The following is an 18,731-nucleotide window of genomic DNA, read 5'->3' as shown; positions in this document are numbered from 1 at the left end:
TCAATCGCACGACCCCCTAGCGTCGGTGCCGACATCATCAGAAAAGGGGGCCTTCTGTGCGTGCACGAAAGATCGTCACAGCCGTCGCCGCGAGCGCGACCCTGCTGGCGGGGATGGCGGTCACCGGACAGGCGTCGGCGGACGTCAGGCGCGGCAACGGGACCGACGCCCTGGCGAGGTTCCACCGTCAGGCGCTCGCCTGGCACCGCTGCGCGACCGGTCCTGGCGACGACGCCGGCGCGGCTCTGGACGCGGCGGGCGCCCAGTGCGCCGAGGTGACCGTCCCGCTGGACTACCGCAGGCCCCGGGGGCGGACCGTGTCGGTGGCGATCTCACGGATCAAGGCGGCCGATCCCGGCGCGCGCCGGGGCGTCCTGCTGATCAATCCCGGCGGGCCGGGCGGAAGCGGGCTGCAACGGCCGCTGCTCGGCAGGCTCATGCCCGCCGTCGCGGCCCGCTACGACCTGGTCGGGATGGATCCGCGCTTCGTCGGCCGCAGCACGCCGATCCGCTGCCGGTGGACGACCGACACCCCCACCAGGTCGGCCGGCCCGACCCGCCGCACGTTCGGCGAGAGCGCCACGCTCATGCAGGAGCTGGCCGCCGGATGCGTCCAGGGCAACCGTGACCTGCTGCCGCACGCCTCCACCCGCAACACCGCCCGCGACATGGACGTCATCCGCGCCGCGCTCGGCGAGCCCGGATTGTCCTACCTCGGCTACTCCTACGGCACCTACCTGGGCGCCGTCTACACGCAGCTGTTCGGCGGCCGCGCCGACCGGTTCGTGCTGGACAGCGCGGTGGACCCGGACGTCTACGGCCCCGACCTGCTGTCCGCGAACGGCCCGGCGATCGACGCCGCGCTGAGGCACTGGGCCTCCTGGGCCGCCGCCCGCGACTCCGAGTACGGCCTGGGCGCCACCGAGGCCGACGTCCTGGCCACCGTGGAGCGGGTGAACCGGGCCGCGTCCCGTCGTCCGCTGCGCGTCGGCGGGTACCGGATCGACGCCCACCACGTCCCCTACCTGCTGTTCGTCCGCCTCTACGACGACAGCGCCAAGGCGTACGCCGGCTTCGCCGCGGAGGTGCGGACGCTGGCCGGCGCCGCCCGCGGCGAGGCGGTCACCGTCCCGGCGTCGCTGAAGGAGACGCTCGACGGCCTGTTCACCGGGTCCGGGCCGGCCGAGGACCGGGCGGGCACCCCGATCCTCTGCGCGGACCGGGCCGCCTCCCGCGACCTGGAGTCGTACTACCGCGACATCCAGGCCCACCGCGCGGACGAGCCGCTGTTCGGGCCGATGACCCGCAACCTCGGCCCCTGCTCGTTCTGGCCGACAGCGCCGGTGGAGGCGCCCACCGGGCTCGGCAACGACGTCCCGCTGCTGGTCGTCGGGGCCGACGGCGACCCCGTCACGCCCTTCGCCGGCCAGCGGTCCATGCACCGGGCGCTGAGCGGCTCGCGCATGGTCACCCTGCGCGGCGCCTTCCGCCACGGCGCCTACCTCGCCGCGGGCGACGCCTGCGTGGACGCCACCGTCACCCGGTACCTGGTGGACGGCGTCCTGCCCGGCGAGGACACCACCTGCGACAGGACCGGCCGGGGGTGACCCCGGCCGCGCATCGATCGGCGGGCTGACCCCGACGGGGGTCAGCCGGCGCGGGTCAGCCGGAGCGGGTCAGCCGGAGCGGGTCAGCCGGAGCGGGCGCGCCGGCAGCGGGCCAGCTCGGCGCGCAGGTCGCGGCGGAGCGCCCGGTCCAGGCCGGGCTGGGCGAGCGCGTCGGTGAAGTCGCGGGCCGCCTCCTCCCAGCGGCCGAGCCGGGCCAGCGCGGTGCCCCGGTTGTAGCGCGGCTCGGGCGCGGCCGACAGGGCCACCGCCCGGTCCAGGTCGGCCACGGCGGCGGTCACCTCACCGCGTTCGAAGCGGACGGCGGCGCGGTTGGTCCACGCCTCGACCAGCGTCTCGTCGCCCTCCAGAGCCTGGGTGAACAGGTCTTCGGCCGGTTCGCCGCGCTCGGAGCGGATCAGGCCGAGCGTGCACAGCAGCGCGGGATCCTTGGGGGCCAGCGCGAGGCCGGCCAGCGCCTCCCGTTCGGCGGCGTCGAGCGCGCCGCGCCCCAGGTGGGCGTTGACCAGGGCGATCCGGGCGTCCAGGTGGCCGGGGTCGATGGCGAGCGCGTGCTCCAGGTCCTCGCGGGCCCGGTCGTCGCGGCCGCGTTCCAGGTGCAGCACGGCGCGGTTGTAGTAGGCCTCGGGCAGGTGCGGCCCCAGGCTGATGGCGGTGCCGTAGTCCTTGATCGCTGCCTGGACGCGACCGGCCGCCCGGTGCAGGGCGGCCCGGTCCACGTAGTACTCGCTGTTGTCCGGATCGTGGGCGATCACACTGTCCAGGTCGGCCAGCGCCCGCTCCGGGTCGCCGAGCGCCAGGTGCACCTGGGCGCGGTTGTGCCGCAGGCGGGCCAGGTGCTGCGGGTGCTCGCCCGGCGCGAGCACCGCGGTCAGCCTGGCCAGGCCGTCGTCGACCAGCCGCAGCGCCTGGCCGGGTGCGCCCGCCCTGGCGTCCAGCAACGCCAGGCCCTGCTCGTAGAAGACGGTGGAGATCACCTGGTGGCGCGGGTCGTCCACGCGCCGCGCCAGGTCGAGCGCCTGTTCCAGCCAGTGCCGCGCCTGCGCGGGGTCCTGGCGGACGGCCGGGAGGTGGCGGGCGTACAACATGGCGGTGGCGTACGCGGCGGACATGTTGATCTTCGGGTCGTCGGTGGCGGCACGGGCCTCGTCGTAGAGAGCGAGCGCCTCCTCGGCGCGCTCCAGCGCCGCCAGGGCGGTGGCCAGGCCGGTGGTGCAGGCCCACCACTGCCGCAGGTCGCCGTCCGGGGTGACGAGGGTGCGTCCGTGGGCGGCGACGCGGGCCGCGTGGTGGTAGAAGCCGCGGGCCAGCCCGTCGCCGAGTGCGGCGCGGACGGCGTCCGGGGCCGTGGGGAGCGGCGGCGGCTCGGCTGGGCCGTCGGCACGCAGGTCCAGGTGAAGCGGGGTGGCGGCGGTCCGCGGGACCAGGGTGTCCAGCAGTTCGGCGGTGGTCTCGTCGGCGTTCGCGACGTGGTCGAAGGTGACGGTGACCGGGCGGCGGAGGGTGCCGGCCCAGGCGGCGGCGAACTCGGCGGCGCCGTACGCCAGGCAGGCGGTGCGGCGGGCGGGGTGGAACCTGATCGGCTCCTCCTCGACGGCCGGCCGCGCCGTGCGGTCGAGCCAGGGGGCGATCGCGTACAGCTCGACCCGATGGCGGGCGGCCAGGCGGGGACGGTCGGCGGCGATCGTGGCGAGGAATCCGGCGACCCCGGCGTAGGGCCCGTGGCCGCGATGGCAGTCGTAGCGGTTCACGGCCGCACCGGGAACCGCAGGGGCGGGCACCCGAGAGCGCCCGCCGTCTCGGCACCTACCAGCACCACTCGATCCAGAGCCGGCGGGCCCCGGACATCAGGCGCTGCGTGCTCTTGCGGCGGATGGTCATCTTCTTCATGGGCGCCTCCTGGGGAGTGATCCACTTCGAGATGCCCAGAGCATAAACCGGCTTGTCCGAAATGAGTAGACCATCCGGAATCAAACATGATCTGGCCTCAAAACCGGCGGAACGCGTAGCGGCGATCTTGTCGGTGGCGCGATCTATCGTCCCGGCCATGACTTCAGCGACGCAGGCGTACACGTACGCCGCGCCCTCCTCCCTCATCGACGGTCGCCTCGGGCTCGCGACCTCCGGCGGCCGTGCCTTGTCCGGCCCCGCCGTGGCCCCCCGCTTCTTCAGCGGCGTGGTGACCCAGGCCGCCCCCGCCGCGGCGGCCCTGCTCGGCGTCGCCGACGTGGCGCTGGCCCGCTACCACCAGCCGCAGGAGCGGCCCGGCTGGGTGCGCGACCCGGTGGTGACGTGCAACGGCGACCGCCTGCGCTTCGAGTCGTTCTCGGCCTGCGGCGGCGTGTACGCCCGGCTCGACCTGCTGCAGGGCGCGCTCGACGGCGAGGTCTTCGACCGGGGCACCACCAACGTCGACGTGAACGCCCCGCTGCGGGAGGCGCTGGCGCGCATCGGCGCACGCGACGCGCTGCACCTGGGAGTGGGCCTCGACGAGCTGGTGGTGACCACGACGGACGGCGCGGTGGTGGAGAAGAAGGTGCCGCTGCCCGAGCGCTGGCTGCGCGGCTTCGCCGAGGTGCAGGTCATCGCCTCGGGCATGGACCAGCGCGGCGAGCTGGCCGGCATGGCGGCGGTGCGCTTCGTGCGCGGGCTGCCCAGGAGGGGCACGGTGTGGGTGGCGCAGGCGGGGCGCGACCTGAAGGTCTCCGACCGCCCGGCTCCCGGGTCCGTCCAGCTCGCCGGCCCCAACCGGCTGGCCACCCTGCTGCCGCTGCTCCGCTTCGCCAAGGCCCTGCGGGTGTACGGCCCGTCCGACGCCGCCTCCAGCGCCTGGGAGCTGGAGCTGCCGGGCATGCGCTACACGCTCACCCTCTCCCCCGAGCGCTGGCGCGGCTTCTCCGGCGAGGGCGCGGTGCTCGACGACCTGGCCACCGACGCGGCCGAGAACGACGCCGACCTGGTCGGCATGCTGCTCAACTTCGAGCCCGAGGTCGAGATCGGCCTGCTGGCCGACCGCGCCGGCATCCCCGCCGACCGGGTGCGGGCCGCGCTGACGCAGCTCGGCGTCGCCGGCCGGGTCGGCTACGACCTGGCCGAGGCCGCCCACTTCCACCGCGAGCTGCCCTACGACAAGGACAACGTGACCGTGCTCAACCCGCGGCTGGCCAAGGCGCGCAGGCTCGTCGAGGCGGGCGCCGTGCGGCTCGACGGCGAGTCGGCCACCGTCCGCACCTCGGGCGGCACGCGTCAGGTCTCGCTGGCCGACGGCTCCTGCACCTGCGAGTGGTGGTGGGACCACCGCGGCTCCCGCGGCCCGTGCAAGCACGTGCTGGCCGCCCGGATCGTCGCCCGAGCCGCCGTGGAGGTCTCCCGATGACCACCTGGACGGAGATCCGCGACCTCGTCGTCCGCAACGAGTCCGGCCGCCTGGCCGACCGGCTGGTCACGCTCACCGAGCGGGAGCGCGCCGAGCTGGCCGGGCAGCTGCCCGGCCTGGTCAAGGAGCTGCGCCGGGTCCGCACCGAGCAGGTGCGCGCCGAGCACCCCGACGACTTCGGGGAGATGGTCTCCTGGGAGGTCGAGAAGCTGTTCACCGGCATCGCCAGGGCGCTGCTGGTGGCCGGGGTCGGGCTCATCACCGGCCCGGCCGCCGCGGTGACGTGGATGACCGGCCGCGACGTCAACCGCCGCTGGGGGCCGGCCATCAGGGTCGACCAGGTGTGCCGGGTGGCGGCCGCCCGTCCGCCGGAATGGCGCCGGGACGTCGCGGTGCGGCTGGCCCGGCGGGTGCGCCGTCCCGCCGACCGCATCGCGCCGCTGGCCCTGGAGCTGCTGCGCCGGTCCGGCGCGGTGCCGCCCGACCACGACCCGCTGGTGGCCGCCTGGCTGTTCCTGCCGACCGTGCCCGACGACCCGCTGGCCCCCGTGCTGCTGCCCCGGATCTTCGACGCCGACGGCGCCGGCCGCGTCCTGCGGGAGGAGTCGCTGCAGCCCCGGCCCTCCCGCTGGCTGGCCGCCGTCGCCCGCAAGACACCCAGGGAGCAGGCCCTAGACGGTTGCGTGAGCCGGTTCCTGCGTGGCGGCGAGCAGCAGGACCTGCGGTTCTTCGTCCGGCTGCACACGCTGCTCGATCCCACGCCCGCGGAGTCGGCGGCCCGTCTGCGCGACTACCTGCGGTTGTTGCCGTCGGCGCCCGGCACGGTCGCCGAGTCGGCCGCCGCGCGGGTGCGCGCCGCGATGCCGCTCGACCACGCCGACCTGGTCGAGGCGGTCGACGCGCTCACCTTCCGGGCCGAGGCCAAGCTCGCCGCCACCGGGCTGCGCTGGCTCGACCAGGCGATCCGGGCCACGCCGGAGACCGCCGCCGACTTCGTCACCGCGCTGACCACGGCGTACGGGCACACGTCCTTCGACGTGCGCAACCGCGCGGTCGAGCTGACCCTCAAACACGCCGGCCTGCTCACCGAGCACGCCGAGGCGATCCTCGACGCCGTCCGCGAGCTCCCCGCCGACCTGGGCGCGAAGCTGGCCGGGCGGTTCGGCGGGCAGACCCCGGTCGAGGAACTGCTGGAGCCCAAGGAGTTCCCGCCGCTGCCCGAGCCCGCGCAGGCGCTGCCCTTCCCCGAGCCGTCGATCTTCCCGGACGGGCACGAGCCCTGGATCGACGAGGAGCGCTGGCTGGCGGCCTTCGTCACCGGCGTCGCCGACGACCGGGCTGAGCTGCGCCGCAGGCTCGCGCCCCACGTCGAGCAGGCCCACGTCGCGCAGGCCGGCGGCCACTGGCGGCTCAGGGACGTGTGCCTCGACCCCGGCGACTGGCGGACGGCGCTGGCCGCCGAGCTCGTCACCCCCGGCAGCGTGCCGGAGCTCCCGCCGATCCAGCCGGAGAGGTTCTGGGACCGCGCCGCCCACTCCGTGCGGGTGCGCGCCGTCACCCGCGGGCAGGAGCCCGACCAGGAGCCGTCGCCCAGGCGGATCACACTGGGCGCCCATCGGCCCGGCCGATTCCTCGACGACGACGCCCCGCTGCGCGTCTTCTCCATCACCTGGACCAGCGACGAAGGTCCCGCCAAGGCGGTGGCCCGGGAGGGCGACCGGGAGATCCCCTTTGCCGGAGGCCGGATCAGGCTGAACGAACCCGATGAGCGTCCGGTGCGGAAGAGGCCCGGCGTCCGGTACGACGACTCCGTGGAGGTCATGCCGTACCACCTCCTCGACCGCGCCTACGACGAGATGGCCGCGCTCGGCGTGGATCCCGTCCGGATCGCGGCGATGCGGCTGGGGGAACCGGTGCCCCCGCCGGGCCCGGACGAGCCGCTCGCGCAGGTGACCGTCGTGTTCGTGCCGCCGCGGCGGCGTTCGTACCTGCCGCAGGCGCTGTCCGAGCAGGACGAGTGGCGGCGGCGCAACCGCCTGCCCCGCCTCGGCCGGGTCGCCCCGCTCCACGACTTCCTGCTGCACCGCTACGCGGAGCTGGCCGCGGCCCTGCGCGCCGGCGCCCTCCCGCCGGTGCTGCTGGCCACCCCGACCTGGACGAGCGGCCACCTCGACCCCGACGTGCTGGTCGGCCGGCTGGAGACGTGCGCCGCCGCCGGGGTGGAGCCGCTCCCCGCCGACCTGGCGCAGGCGCTGCTGCGGCTGCCGCGGGGCCGCCATCCGGCGGCGGCCGAGCGGGCCGCCAAGGTCGAGTCGGAGGCGGCGCGGTCGGCCGCCCGCTGGCTCGCCGGTGACGGCATGGCCGACCCCGAGTGCGGCCACGTGTGGCGGCACATGGTCGGCGCGTCCATGGTCGAGTTCGGCGACGGCGAGCCGGAGCACTTCACCGAGGTCAGGCTGCGGCCCGTGCTGCGGGTGACGGCCCCGACCGGCCTTCGGCTGATCGACGAGGTGGTGCTGCGCGAGCCGGTCGAGCGGGCGGGCGGCGAGTCCGGCCACACGCTGGGGGCGTGGCCCGCCGTCCTGCCCTCGCACCGCGAGGTGGTGGCCGTCAACTTCCTGCCCTACCTGCTGCACGGCCACCACTGGGGCGCCTGGACCGCTCCGGCCGAGATCACCCGCCTGGAGCTCGCCCAGGGGCCGATGGGCGAGTCCACGGCGCTGATCCTCGCCTTCCTCCTGGCCGGCGGCGTGCCCGGCATGATCCCGCTGGCCCTGCGCCTGGCCGCCAGGGGCGAGCTGCCCGCCGAGGAGATCGGCCGCCGGCTCGCGCTGGTGCTGCGCCGCACCTGGCAGGAGACCACCCCCGCCATCGCGGCCCTGACCCGGCTGGCCGAGGCCGGCGGCCACCACGAGGTGTGGCGCGTCATGCGGGCCCTGCTGCCCGTGATGTTGCCCGGCGAGGGGCGGCGGGTCACCGTGAGCCACACCCGGCTCGTCGCCTTCGCCACCGACGTGGCGCTCTGGACCGGCGCGCGCGGGGAGATCCCGGTCGTCGCCGAGTTCGCGGGCAGCCGCCGGACGACTCGCTTCGCCCACGCCTGCCGCCGCCTCCACGCCCAGCTGACCGGAGCCACGTCATGACCGCCGACGACGTCCGCGCCGAGATCAGGCGCCTCGTGCTCGCCTGTGACGCCGATCGGCTGGCGGCGCGGTTGCCGGACCTCACCGGCGCCGAGCGGGCCGCCGTCGCCGCCGAGCTGCCGGGCCTGCTCGCCGAGCTGCGCCCGCGGCTGCTCGCCGCCCGCTGGGACGCCTTCGACCAGCTCACCGGTCCCGCCGAGGCGCTGATGATGGTGGGCGCGGCGACCGTTCCCGGCCCGGCCGGCGCGGCCACCTGGCTGATGAAGCGCGACCTCGATCCGGGAACGTCCGGCGTGCCGAGCCCGCACCGGCTGGTCAGAGCGGTCTCCGGCCGGCCGGCGGCCTGGCGGGCCGAGCTGGCGGCCCGGCTCGCGCGCCGCGTCCGCCGTCCCGACGACCGGGCCGTGCCGCTGGCCCTGGCGCTGCTGCGCGACGGCTCGGTCCCCCCGCCCGACCACGAGCCGCTGGTGGCGGCCTGGTTGTCGGCGCCGGTCGTGGCCGACGACCCGCTGACGCCCCACCTGCTTCCGCGGATCTTCGAGGCGGCCGGCGCGGGCCGGGCGCTGGCCGACGAGAAGCTCACCCCCGAGCCGTCCCACTGGCTGGCCCTGGCCGGCCGCGCGCTGCCGCGCGAGCAGGTCATCGCGGGCTGCGTGCGCCGTTTCCTGCTCGGTGGCGACACGCGTGACCTGCGGTTCTTCGTCCGGCTGCACACGCTCGTGGCGCCCACGCCGGCGGAGTCGGCCGGACGGCTGCGCGACTACCTGCGGCTGCTGGCCACCGCGCCGGGCCCGGTGGCCGAGCTGGCCTGGCGGCAGGTGCGCGGGGCCGGGCTCGACCCAGCGGACGTCGCCGAGGCCGTCGAGTCGATGACCTTCCGCCCGGAGGCCGGGCTCGCGGTGAAGGGCCTGACCTGGCTCGACCGCGCCCTCGGCCCCCACCCGGAACGGGTCAACGACCACGTCACTGCGCTGAGCAACGCGTACGGGCACGCCTCCCACGAGGTGCGCGACCGCGCGGTCGCCCTCACCCTCAAGTACGCCGGTCACCTCACCGACCCCGCAGCGCTCCTGGAGGGGGCCGAGCTGCTGCCCCCGGCCTCGGCCCGGCGGCTGCACGAGCGCTTCGGCGCGGGCCGGACCGGCGACTTCACCCCTGGCCTGCTGCCCGAGGCCACCGTGCTGGGCCCGTTCCCGGTCTGCGGCCCGGAGGCCGGTCCGCCGGCGGAGGTGGACTGGGTCGCCGTCGAGGCGTGGCTGGCGGCGGTCGTCCGGGAGGCCCACGCGAACCCCGGTTCCCTGCGGGAGACGCTGGCCCGGCGGTTCGGCGAGGAGCTGCGGCCGGTGCTCTACGACATGCCGGTGTGGGAGTCGCCGCGCGACTGGTGCACCGCGCTGGCCAGGGAGCTGGTCAACCCGGGCGAGGATCCGGGGCCGCCCGGCTCGCGTCCGCCGCGGGAGTGGACGCCGTACCGGAGCACGCCCGGCGACGTCGGGCAGGCCCTGTACGACGGCATGGTGAACCTCGCGGCCACGGCCTTCCGCCTGCTCCCCGGCCTGCGCACGATGCTCCCGCTGCACGATCTGCCCGACGACGTGCAGGAGAAGCTGCTGCGGACGGACGACGTCGAGACCGATCTCTACGACCCCGGCGCCCGGCCGGCGCCCGCCGAGTGGGACCGGCTCCCCCGCCCGGAGGTATGCGCCGGCCCCCACGCCTTCCTGCTGTCCCGCCTCGACGAGCTGCTGCGCGCCGCGAAGGCCGGAGCCCTGCCCCCGGTCCTGCTGGCCACGCCCACCCGCGCCGACGGCCACCTCGACCCCGAGGCGCTGCTCACCCGCCTGGCCGGGTGCGCGCGCTCCGGTCGCGAACCGCTGCCGTTCGACCTGGCCCAGGCCCTGCTGCGGCTGCCGCCCGAGCCTGCCCCCGAGCTGGCCGGACGGGCGCAGGGCATCGGCTCGCAGGCCGCCGCCGCGGTGGCCCGCCGGCTCGGGCGCGGCGCGCCGCCGCCCCCGCGGGTCGAGGTGACCTGGAGCCCCGAGCTCGGCTCGGCGTCCCACGAGCAGGTCCTCGACCGGCGCGGGGTCGCCGCCGTGAGCTGGCCGCCTGCCCAGCCCACCGGCCTCGCCCGCGTCGACGCCCTGCTGGCCGCGCCCTCCGGGAGGGGCCACTTCCGGCGCGGTTCACGTGACTTCTGGCCGCGCATGACGCCGCACCACCGGGAGCTCGCGGCGGCCCATCTGGCGCTCTGTCTGCTCGACTACGCGGTCCCGCCCGGCGTCGACGACCTGCGCGGCCTGGCGCTGGCCGGAGGCGAGTCCGGCCCGGCCACGGCCCTGGTCCTGGCCTTCCTGCTCACCGCGGAGGGCGACGACGCGGTGCCCCCGCTGCTCGAACTGGCGGCCAAGGGCGCGCTGCCCGCCGCCGAGACGGGTCGTGCGCTGGGCATGCTGAGCCGCCGCGGCGGCGTGCGGGCCGACCTCGCCCTGCCGTCACTGGAACTGGCCGCCCGGCAGGGCGCGCACGCCGAGGCGTGGACGATCCTGCGCCACTTCCTGGCCGTCTTCCTCCCGCGCGGGGGCGAGCGTGCCCGGCGTGCGCACACCGACGCCGTCGTGCTGGCCACGGACGTCGCCATGTGGGCCGGCGCGCGCGGCGCGATCCCGGAGGTGGCCGCCCACGCGGACAGACGCGGCTCGACCTCGCTCACCCGGGCCTGCCGGGGCCTGCACCAGGCGCTGACCCGGGAGCCCTGAGCCGGCCCTGCGCCGGTCCCGCCGCCCGAGCCGAACCGGCGGCGGGATCAGCCCCGGACAGGCCGAAGCGGCGCCGGGGTCGGCCCGGCGCCGCTTCGGTGGTCCCGCCTGCTCAGCCGGCCACCAGCTCGTAGCCCGCCTCTTCGACGACGTCCCTGATCTTCGCGTCGTCGAGGGCGTCGGTGGAGGTGACGGTCACCTGCCCCGTGGCCAGCTCGACGTCGACCGAGGAGACCCCGGCGACCTTGCCGATCTCGGTCTTGACGGTGCCCGCGCAGCCGCCGCAGGTCATTCCGGACACCGTGTAGGTCTTCGTGCTCATCGCCTCGCTCCTCTCGTGATACCCCGGCCGGGTATGTCGGAGAACGTACGCCCGATCTTCGGGAAAGGCAAGCCATACGGCGGAGGGGTATGTGAGACGCGCGTCACATTGCCTCTGCTATACCCCCTACCGGTATCGTTGCCCTGCATGAGAACTCTTGACAAGATCGTTGTGATCGGCGCCTCGCTGGCGGGGCTGCGGGCCGTCCAGACCCTGCGCCGGGAGGGCTTCGACGGCGAGCTCACGCTGGTCGGCGCCGAGGCGCACGCGCCGTACAACCGGCCGCCGCTGTCCAAGAGCGTCCTGCGCGGCGACGAGGACGTCACGCTCCCCGGCGCGGAGGAGCTCGGCGACGACTGGCTGCGCGGCAGGCAGGCGGTACGCCTGGACGCCAGGAGCCGCACGGTCGTCCTCGACGACGGCGCCGAGCTCGGCTACGACGGCCTGGTCGTCGCGAGCGGCGCCCGTCCCAGGCGGCTCGACGGCGTGCACACCCTGCGCACCCTTGAGGACGCCCTGGCCCTGCGCGCCGAGCTGGACTCCGGCCACGAGCACGTGCTGGTCATCGGCGGCGGGTTCATCGGCGGCGAGGTGGCGACCACGGCCAGGCAGCTCGGCCGCAAGGTCACCCTGGTCGACTCCGGCCCGCACCCCATGCACGCGGGCCTCGGCGCGGCGGCGGCGCGCTGGCTGGCCGGGCACCACGAGCGCAACGGCGTCGAACTCGTCACCGGTGTCCGCGTCACCGAGGTGACCGGCGGGCAGGTGCGGCTCGGCGACGGCCGCGTCCTGTCCGCCGGCCTGGTCGTGGGCGGCATGGGCGTGACGCCCAACACCGAATGGCTGGCGGGCAGCGGCCTGGCCGTGGACGACGGCGTGCTGTGCGAGCCGACGCTGTACGCCACCGGCTCGGTGAACGTCGTCGCGGCGGGCGACGTGGCCCGCTGGCCGCACCGCCTGTACGGCGACGCCCTGATCCGCGTCGAGCACTGGTCCAACGCCAACGAGCAGGGCGCGGTGGCCGCCCGCAACCTGCTGGCCGGGCCCGACGAGGCGCAGCCGTTCGCGGACGTGCCCAACTTCGCCACCCACGTGCACGGCGCCCGCATCCAGACGGCCGGGCTGCCCCACCTGGCCGACGAGGCGCGCGTCGTCGCCGGCCACCCGGACGAGGACCGCTTCGCCGTGGCCTTCGCCCGCGACGGCGTGCTGGTCGGCGCGGTCGCCGTCAACGCGCCGAAGGACCTGATCAGGCTCAAGCGGTCCATCGCCGCGGGCGAGGCGCTCTGACTACGACCGCGGGTAGCATGACCGGCATGATGCGTGGCCTTGGCGAGCTCGAATCCACGATCATGGATTGGATGTGGGCCAGGCGGCGTCCCGCCTCGGTCCGCGACGTCTTCGAAGACCTCAAGCAGCGGCGGACCATCGCCTACACCACGGTGATGACCGTGATGGACAAGCTGCACACCAAGGGCATGCTCCGGCGGGCGGCCGTCGGCCGCGCCTACGTCTACGAACCGGTCGCCTCCAAGGAGGCCTACACCGCCGACCTGATGCGCCGCGCGCTCGCGGGCAGCGGCAACCAGGCCGCCACCCTCGTGCATTTCCTGGAACGGCTCACCCCCGAGGAGGCCGCGGCGCTGGAGGCGGCCCTTCAGGTCTACCCGCAGCGGGGCCGTCCCGCATGATCGCCGCCGTCGTGCTGGCCTGTTACACCGTGGTGGCGGCCGTCTGGCTGCCCGTGCCGGGGCAGCGGGCCGCGAAGTGGGCCGACCGGGCGCCGCGGCTGGCGATCGCGCTGTGGCAGGCGGGGGCGGCGTCCGTGGTCGCCTCGGCGGTGCTCGCCGCGCTGGCCTTCGCCGTGCCGGCCGAGATCGTGGGCCACGGGCTGGCGGGGTTGTTCGAGGCGTGCGCCGACATGCTGGGCGACGGCTCCAGCGTGTCGCGGGTGGGGTTCGCGGCCATGCTCGCGGCCGGCGCGGTGCTCGCCAGGGTGCTCTGGTGCGGCGGGACGGTGCTGGTGCGGGCCGCCGTGGAGCGTCGCCGGCACGCCGCCATGTTGCGGCTGCTCGGGCGGCGCGACGCCGAGCTGGGCGTGGTGGTGATCGACTACGACGAACGGCTGGCGTACTGCGTGCCGGGCCGGCGGGCGCAGACCGTCATCACCACGAGCGCGTTGCGGGCCCTGACGCCGGAGCAGATCGCCGCCGTGCTGGAGCACGAGCGGGCGCACCTGCGCGGCCGTCATCATCTGGTGCTGGCGGGGGCCGAGGCCCTGGTGCGGGCGTTTCCCGGGGTGCCGCTGTTCGAGCGGGCCAGGACCGAGATCGCCCGGCTGGTCGAGCTGCTCGCCGACGACGTCGCGGCCCGCCGTCACCCGCGCGCCCAGATCGCCGCGGCGCTGGTGAGCCTGGCCACCGGGCGCGCGCCGGCGTTCACGCTCGGGGCGGGCGGGGAGACGGCGCTCAGCCGCGTACGCCGGCTGCTCGGCCCCGAGCAGCCGCTCGGCCGCCGCGAACGGCTGACCGGGCTGCTGGCGGTCAGCGCGCTGCTGGGCGGGCCCGCGGCGGTGGCGCTGGCGCCGGGGGTCGGCTCGTTCCTGGCCCACCACTGCCACTCGCTGCTGTCGCTCTGACCTACTACTGTCGCTAGTATCTAGCTGGCCGGACGGCCTCAGGGGACGCCCCAGCACGTCCAGTGCCGCACGGCCGCCGCGACCAGTTCGCCGTGTCCCCGCCTGTTCATGCCCGCCCGGACGGGGCGGCGGCCGGGCTGTTCCCGAGGTGGACGGACGGCATGGGGGCACGCCTTTGTCTACTATACGTCGTAGTAGCCTGGTCGCTCGCGGGAAGCCGGTCCTCGGACCCTCTCTTCGCCCACGTGCCGCCGACAAGAGGCCCACCTCCCTCTTACCGGCATACCCCATACCCCTAAAATCGGTCACCCCTCCTAAGGAGTATCACCATGGACCATAGTGGACATCACCCTCCCTCCTCCTCGCCGGAACCCCATCACGCCGCTCCGCCCGCCGCCACGTGGGCCATGGCCGCGCAGGCGACCCTGCACTGCCTGACCGGGTGCGCGATCGGCGAAGTGCTCGGCATGGTGATCGGCACCGCGCTCGGCCTGTCCAACCTCGCCACCGTGATCATCTCGGTGGCGCTGGCCTTCGTGTTCGGCTACGCGCTGACCATGCGCGGCGTCCTGCGCGCCGGGGTGGACTTCAAGGCGGCGCTGAAGGTGGCGCTGGCCGCCGACACCATCTCGATCGCGGTGATGGAGGTGCTGGACAACACCGTGATGGTGACCGTGCCGGGCGCCATGGACGCCGGGCTGGGCAACTGGCTGTTCTGGGTGGCGCTGGCCGGGTCGCTGCTGGTGGCGTTCCTGCTGACGACGCCGGTGAACAAGTGGCTCATCTCCCGCGGCAAGGGCCACGCCGTGATCCACCAGTACCACCAGGGCCACGGCGGCCACCAGGGCAGCGACGACCACCAGGGCCACGAGGGCCATCACGGCCATCACGGCCACTGACCGGACGCCGCCCCAGGCACGACATGAGCCGACCCGCCCGCCTTCCGTGATCGCCCACGAATCCCGGACGCGAGGCGGGCCCGCTCGCAGCCCCCGTCCCGCCCTCATGAGCGGGCCTCTCCGACCACCGCACATCCCGGCTCCCGACGCCGACCCCGGAGCGCCCGACGCCTCCGACACGACACCCGGCGCACCTCCACGAGCGGCATGACCCTGACGCCATCGCGGGCCCGCCCCCGAGCCAGGAGGGCACGTCCACCCCGGCATGCCCACGGCTCACCGCCATGAGCAGGCACGTCCTGGCGCCACCATGAGCCGCCCAACGTGCGGCCCGTGCCTCCGGCGGCCCGGCCCGCAAGGCCCGCACACCCCGCGCCGCCGACGCGCACCGCATACCCCTCCCCCGCACAGCCTCGCGCGATACCCCACCCCCCATGCCACGCCCTATCCCGCACCTCCACCCCCGCAGCTCCGGCACACCCCGCCACCCGGACAAGTGCTGCACATCGCAACCCCGTGCACGCGTCAAATGCGCGCCCTTGCCCCCGTGACGCCTCCCGGACGCCTTGAGGCAGAGGCCGCTCGAGCTGCGGAAATGCTGCCGCCGGCCAGGCGTCGTGCCGCCTCGGCGACGTACGTGGGCCCGCCGTCCCGGTGCACTGCCGGAGTGATCTCCGGAGCGCGGACTTGACAGATACCCCCCCGGTGTATGTATGTTCATCGCCAGATACCCCCTACCCGTATTTCAGAGGAACCCAAAAGACCCGCCCGCATCCCCCACCGGGGTACGGCGTAGTGCTGGAGAATGCTCATGTCCGTACCATCCCCCCGGCGATGGACCGCCCTGGCCCTGATCGCCACGGCCCAGTTCATCGTCATCATGGACACGTCGATCATCGGCGTGGCCCTCCCCCGCATCCAGGAAGACCTCGGCTTCTCGCAGGAGAACCTGTCGTGGGTCTTCAACGCCTACGTCGTCGCCTTCGGCGGGCTCCTGCTGCTCGGCGGCCGGCTCTCGGACCTGTTCGGCGCACGCAAGCTGTTCGGCGCCGGCTGGCTCATCCTGCTGGCCGGCTCGCTCGTCGCCGGCATCGCCCCCGAGGTGTGGGTCGAGCTCACCGGACGTGCCGTCCAGGGCGTCGGCGCGGCCCTGATCGCTCCGTCCGCGCTGACCCTGCTGATGATGCTGTTCGGCCACGACCCCAAGGAGCTCACCAAGGCCCTCGCCCTGTACGGCGCGGCCGCCCCGGCGGGCGGCACCGCGGGCGTGTTCCTCGGCGGCGTCATCACCGAGTACCTGAGCTGGCCCTGGGTCTTCTACATCAACATCCCGATCGCGCTCGTCGCGCTCTTCGCCACCCGTCCGCTGATGCCCGCCGGTCAGTCCCAGCGCGGCTCCATCGACATCCTCGGCGCGCTGACCGTCACCGCCGGGCTGGGCGCGGCCGTCTACGCCATCGTCCGGGCGCCCGAGGTCGGCTGGGGCTCCGCCCAGACCTGGGGCGTGCTGGCCGCCGCGATCGCGCTGCTCGTCGCCTTCCTCGCGATCCAGGCCCGCCGCCGCGAGCCGCTGATGAGGCTGTCGATCTTCCGTACGCCGAACCTGGCCGCCGCCAACCTGACCCAGCTCCTGCTCGGCGGCGCCTGGATCCCGATGTGGTTCTTCCTGAACCTGTACCTGCAGCAGGTCCTCGGCTACAGCGCCTTCCCCAGCGGCGCGGCCCTGGTGCCGATGACCGTCCTCATCATGCTCGGCATGATCGTCCTGGCGCCGCGCGCCATCAACCGGTTCGGCCCCAAGGCCGTCACGGTGGCGGGCCTGGTCCTGCTCGCCGTCGGGATGGGCTGGCTGTCGCTGATCAGCCCCGAGGGCAGCTTCGCGGTCGACGTCCTGCCCGCCAGCCTGGTGGCCGCGCTCGGCATGTCGCTGGCCTTCATCCCCTCGCTCGGCACCGCCATCTCCTCGGCCCGTCCCGAGGAGGGCGGCCTGGCCTCCGGCATCGTCAACACCAGCTACCAGGTCGGCTCGGCCCTCGGGCTGGCCGCCATGACGGCCGTCGCCGCCGCCAACGGCGCCGCCCAGCTCGGGAACCTGCCCGCGCTGACCGACGGCTTCTCCTCGGCCTTCGTGGGAGCCGCCGGGATCGCGGTCGCCGGCGCCCTGATCGCCGCGCTGACGCTCCGCTCGCGGGGCGCCGCACCCGCCGAAGCCGCCGACACCGCCGAGACCACCGCCGCCACCCGCGGCTGACCTCGACGCTCACAGCTCCGAAGGAGATCCCCATGTCCATCCTCATCGCCTACGACGGTTCACCCGACGCCCGCCACGCCGTCGAGGAGGCCGCCCGGCTGTTCGCCGGCGCGTCCGCGGTGGTGCTGTACGCCCGTCAGCCCCTGGAGAGCCTGGCCGCCCACCTCGAAGGGCATCCCGCCCTGGAGGCCCTGCGGGACATCGACGCCAGGACCATGGACGCCTCGGAACGGCTGGCCGCCGAGGGCGCCGACCTGGCCCGCTCGCTCGGGCTGCGGGCCGAGCCGCGGGTCGCCTCGGTCCCGGAGGAGGTCGTCGCCGCCGCCATCGTCGACGCCGCCGAGGAGGCCGACGCCTCGCTGATCGTCCTGGGCTCGCGCGGGCGGCAGGGGTTGCGGGCGCTGCTGTCGGGCAGCACGTCCACCCACGTCATGCACGCCACCGCGCGTCCCACGCTGATCGTCCCGTCCAAGCCGCTGGCCGACGCCCGTCGCGCCGCCGAGCACCGCGCGGCCCGCTGAGGTCGTCGGGAAACGCCCGGCTCCTATCGGAGCCGGGCGTTTCGGCGTTCCGGTGAACGCGCCGGACGTGGCGTGCGTATCCCCACACGAGCCGGAACGACGGCCTGTTACGCGGGATAGTACCGGCGAAATGCCAACAAGCAGGGCGTATTTCGGTACTATTCCGGCTCAGGCGTGGAGGCGTACGAGGAGGCATCGTAGTGGTCGTGGCGACGAGGCTGGGGCGAGCGGCAGTGGCCGTGACACTTGCGGCGGTCGCGGCGGTCTCCATCCCAGGCGTCGCCTCGGCCGATCCGTCGCCCGCCAAGGCCAGGGCCAGGCTGGTGAAGCTGAACGAGCGGGCCGACGAGGTGGTCGAGCAGTACAACCAGGCGACCGAGGCGCACAAGAAGGCCAAGCAGAAGTACGACGCGCTCAACGCCGAGGTCGCGCGCAAGAACGCCCAGGCGGACGGGTTACGCAAAGACCTCGTCTCGGCGGTGGTCAGCGACTACCAGTCGGGCCCGCTCACGACCTGGGGCCGCTTCGTCGCCGACGGCACCCCCGACGAGGTGCTGAGCGGCATGGCCGCCCTGGAGCAGATCTCCCGGGCCAGGGCGGCGAAACTGGCGGCGTTCCAGGCGACGACCAAGGACCTGCGCGCCCGGCGCGACGAGGCCCGGGCCGTCCTGGCCGAGGCCGACGCGGCGCGCGACAAGGTGCGGGCGGAGAAGGCGAAGGTCGACACGCTGGTCAAGGCGCAGACGAAGCTCCTGCGCAGGCTGGGCGCCTTCCGCGCGGGCGATCCCAACAGCGCCGGCATCAGGTACACCGGCTCGGCCTCGGGAAACGCCCGCCAGGCGTTGCAGTTCGCCTTCGCCCAGGTCGGCAAGCCCTACCAGTACGGCGCCGAGGGCCCGAACTCCTACGACTGCTCCGGCCTCACCCAGGCCGCCTGGCGCACCGCGGGCGTCGAGCTGCCCCGCACCACCTGGACGCAATGGGCCTGGGGCGCGAGCAGACGCGTCTCGCTCGACGCGTTGCAGCCCGGCGACCTGCTCTTCAGCAAGGGACTCGGCCACATGGGCATGTACGCCGGCAACGGGAAGATGGTCCACGCGCCCCAGACCGGCGACGTCGTCAAGGTGGTCGACCTCGACGACTACTGGCGCACCCGGCTGCTCGGCGCCGTCCGCCCCTGACCGGCGACGGCTGTGCACG

The 18,731-nt window shown here is 74.9% G+C and carries 14 protein-coding genes; 11 read left to right on the top strand and 3 right to left on the bottom strand.

What is annotated here, in order from left to right; all coding sequences use genetic code 11:
* The first annotated feature begins 56 nt into the window (after positions 1 to 56).
* A complete protein-coding gene (locus AB0J76_RS36985) occupies positions 57 to 1,607 on the top strand; it encodes an alpha/beta hydrolase (protein WP_352322816.1) in 1,551 nt (516 codons plus the stop codon).
* An 83-nt stretch (positions 1,608 to 1,690) separates the two neighbouring features.
* Here AB0J76_RS36985 and AB0J76_RS36980 read toward each other — a convergent pair whose 3' ends face one another.
* Positions 1,691 to 3,376 (bottom strand): tetratricopeptide repeat protein, encoded by a 1,686-nt coding sequence (locus AB0J76_RS36980; RefSeq protein ID WP_352322817.1) that lies wholly within the window; start codon positions 3,374 to 3,376, stop codon positions 1,691 to 1,693.
* A 55-nt stretch (positions 3,377 to 3,431) separates the two neighbouring features.
* A complete protein-coding gene (locus AB0J76_RS36975; protein ID WP_364392329.1) occupies positions 3,432 to 3,674 on the bottom strand; it encodes a hypothetical protein in 243 nt (80 codons plus the stop codon).
* Here AB0J76_RS36975 and AB0J76_RS36970 point away from each other — a divergent pair.
* The 3 genes from AB0J76_RS36970 to AB0J76_RS36960 are packed head-to-tail and all read left to right on the top strand — an operon-like array spanning position 3,673 to position 10,900.
* Positions 3,673 to 5,001, top strand: coding sequence for an SWIM zinc finger family protein (locus tag AB0J76_RS36970; protein ID WP_352322819.1), 1,329 nt, complete (start codon positions 3,673 to 3,675; stop codon positions 4,999 to 5,001). The two genes, AB0J76_RS36975 and AB0J76_RS36970, sit on opposite strands and share 2 nt — an antisense overlap.
* Positions 4,998 to 8,144, top strand: coding sequence for a hypothetical protein (locus tag AB0J76_RS36965; RefSeq protein WP_352322820.1), 3,147 nt, complete (start codon positions 4,998 to 5,000; stop codon positions 8,142 to 8,144). Before AB0J76_RS36970 ends, AB0J76_RS36965 begins: the two co-directional genes overlap by 4 nt.
* Entirely contained in the window at positions 8,141 to 10,900 is a 2,760-nt protein-coding gene (locus tag AB0J76_RS36960) for a hypothetical protein (protein WP_352322821.1), read from the top strand. The genes AB0J76_RS36965 and AB0J76_RS36960 overlap by 4 nt, the downstream gene beginning before the upstream one ends.
* Before the next feature lie 112 nt (positions 10,901 to 11,012).
* Here AB0J76_RS36960 and AB0J76_RS36955 read toward each other — a convergent pair whose 3' ends face one another.
* Positions 11,013 to 11,222 carry a heavy-metal-associated domain-containing protein gene (locus AB0J76_RS36955; RefSeq protein ID WP_352329364.1) on the bottom strand — a complete coding sequence of 70 codons (210 nt, stop codon included), beginning with the start codon at positions 11,220 to 11,222 and terminating at the stop codon, positions 11,013 to 11,015.
* A 147-nt stretch (positions 11,223 to 11,369) separates the two neighbouring features.
* On the opposite strand from AB0J76_RS36955, the gene AB0J76_RS36950 reads away from it, so the two are divergent.
* The 7 genes from AB0J76_RS36950 (at position 11,370) to AB0J76_RS36920 (ending at position 18,712) form a co-directional block, all read left to right on the top strand.
* Entirely contained in the window at positions 11,370 to 12,512 is a 1,143-nt protein-coding gene (locus AB0J76_RS36950) for an FAD-dependent oxidoreductase (protein WP_352329366.1), read from the top strand.
* Between the two features lie 26 nt (positions 12,513 to 12,538).
* Positions 12,539 to 12,913 carry a BlaI/MecI/CopY family transcriptional regulator gene (locus tag AB0J76_RS36945; RefSeq protein WP_352329368.1) on the top strand — a complete coding sequence of 125 codons (375 nt, stop codon included), beginning with the start codon at positions 12,539 to 12,541 and terminating at the stop codon, positions 12,911 to 12,913.
* The gene (locus AB0J76_RS36940) at positions 12,910 to 13,860 is read left to right on the top strand and encodes a M56 family metallopeptidase (protein ID WP_352329370.1); all 951 of its coding nucleotides are present in this window, start codon (positions 12,910 to 12,912) and stop codon (positions 13,858 to 13,860) included. The genes AB0J76_RS36945 and AB0J76_RS36940 overlap by 4 nt, the downstream gene beginning before the upstream one ends.
* Positions 13,861 to 14,189: 329 nt before the next feature.
* Positions 14,190 to 14,759: a DUF4396 domain-containing protein gene (locus tag AB0J76_RS36935; RefSeq protein ID WP_352329372.1), complete on the top strand. Its 570-nt coding sequence runs from the start codon at positions 14,190 to 14,192 to the stop codon at positions 14,757 to 14,759.
* An 811-nt stretch (positions 14,760 to 15,570) separates the two neighbouring features.
* Positions 15,571 to 17,010 carry an MFS transporter gene (locus AB0J76_RS36930; RefSeq protein ID WP_352329374.1) on the top strand — a complete coding sequence of 480 codons (1,440 nt, stop codon included), beginning with the start codon at positions 15,571 to 15,573 and terminating at the stop codon, positions 17,008 to 17,010.
* 32 nt (positions 17,011 to 17,042) lie between these two features.
* Positions 17,043 to 17,531: a universal stress protein gene (locus tag AB0J76_RS36925; protein WP_352329375.1), complete on the top strand. Its 489-nt coding sequence runs from the start codon at positions 17,043 to 17,045 to the stop codon at positions 17,529 to 17,531.
* Between the two features lie 233 nt (positions 17,532 to 17,764).
* A complete protein-coding gene (locus AB0J76_RS36920) occupies positions 17,765 to 18,712 on the top strand; it encodes an NlpC/P60 family protein (protein WP_352331469.1) in 948 nt (315 codons plus the stop codon).
* Positions 18,713 to 18,731 lie beyond the last annotated feature (19 nt).

It is taken from the genome of Nonomuraea sp. NPDC049624 (assembly GCF_040675255.1).
Lineage (GTDB): Bacteria > Actinomycetota > Actinomycetes > Streptosporangiales > Streptosporangiaceae > Nonomuraea.
Note: the sequence above shows the minus strand (reverse complement) of the source record. Positions and strands in the feature narration are given on the sequence as shown.

What these genes read in the sequence shown, in the direction of transcription:
- AB0J76_RS36970 (WP_352322819.1), top strand. Translation starts at nt 3,673, where the DNA reads ATGACTTCAGCGACGCAGGCGTACACGTACGCCGCGCCCTCCTCCCTC.
- AB0J76_RS36975 (WP_364392329.1), bottom strand. Translation starts at nt 3,674, where the DNA reads ATGGCCGGGACGATAGATCGCGCCACCGACAAGATCGCCGCTACGCGT.
- AB0J76_RS36965 (WP_352322820.1), top strand. Translation starts at nt 4,998, where the DNA reads ATGACCACCTGGACGGAGATCCGCGACCTCGTCGTCCGCAACGAGTCC.
- AB0J76_RS36960 (WP_352322821.1), top strand. Translation starts at nt 8,141, where the DNA reads ATGACCGCCGACGACGTCCGCGCCGAGATCAGGCGCCTCGTGCTCGCC.
- AB0J76_RS36955 (WP_352329364.1), bottom strand. Translation starts at nt 11,222, where the DNA reads ATGAGCACGAAGACCTACACGGTGTCCGGAATGACCTGCGGCGGCTGC.
- AB0J76_RS36950 (WP_352329366.1), top strand. Translation starts at nt 11,370, where the DNA reads ATGAGAACTCTTGACAAGATCGTTGTGATCGGCGCCTCGCTGGCGGGG.
- AB0J76_RS36945 (WP_352329368.1), top strand. Translation starts at nt 12,539, where the DNA reads ATGATGCGTGGCCTTGGCGAGCTCGAATCCACGATCATGGATTGGATG.
- AB0J76_RS36940 (WP_352329370.1), top strand. Translation starts at nt 12,910, where the DNA reads ATGATCGCCGCCGTCGTGCTGGCCTGTTACACCGTGGTGGCGGCCGTC.
- AB0J76_RS36935 (WP_352329372.1), top strand. Translation starts at nt 14,190, where the DNA reads ATGGACCATAGTGGACATCACCCTCCCTCCTCCTCGCCGGAACCCCAT.
- AB0J76_RS36930 (WP_352329374.1), top strand. Translation starts at nt 15,571, where the DNA reads ATGTCCGTACCATCCCCCCGGCGATGGACCGCCCTGGCCCTGATCGCC.
- AB0J76_RS36925 (WP_352329375.1), top strand. Translation starts at nt 17,043, where the DNA reads ATGTCCATCCTCATCGCCTACGACGGTTCACCCGACGCCCGCCACGCC.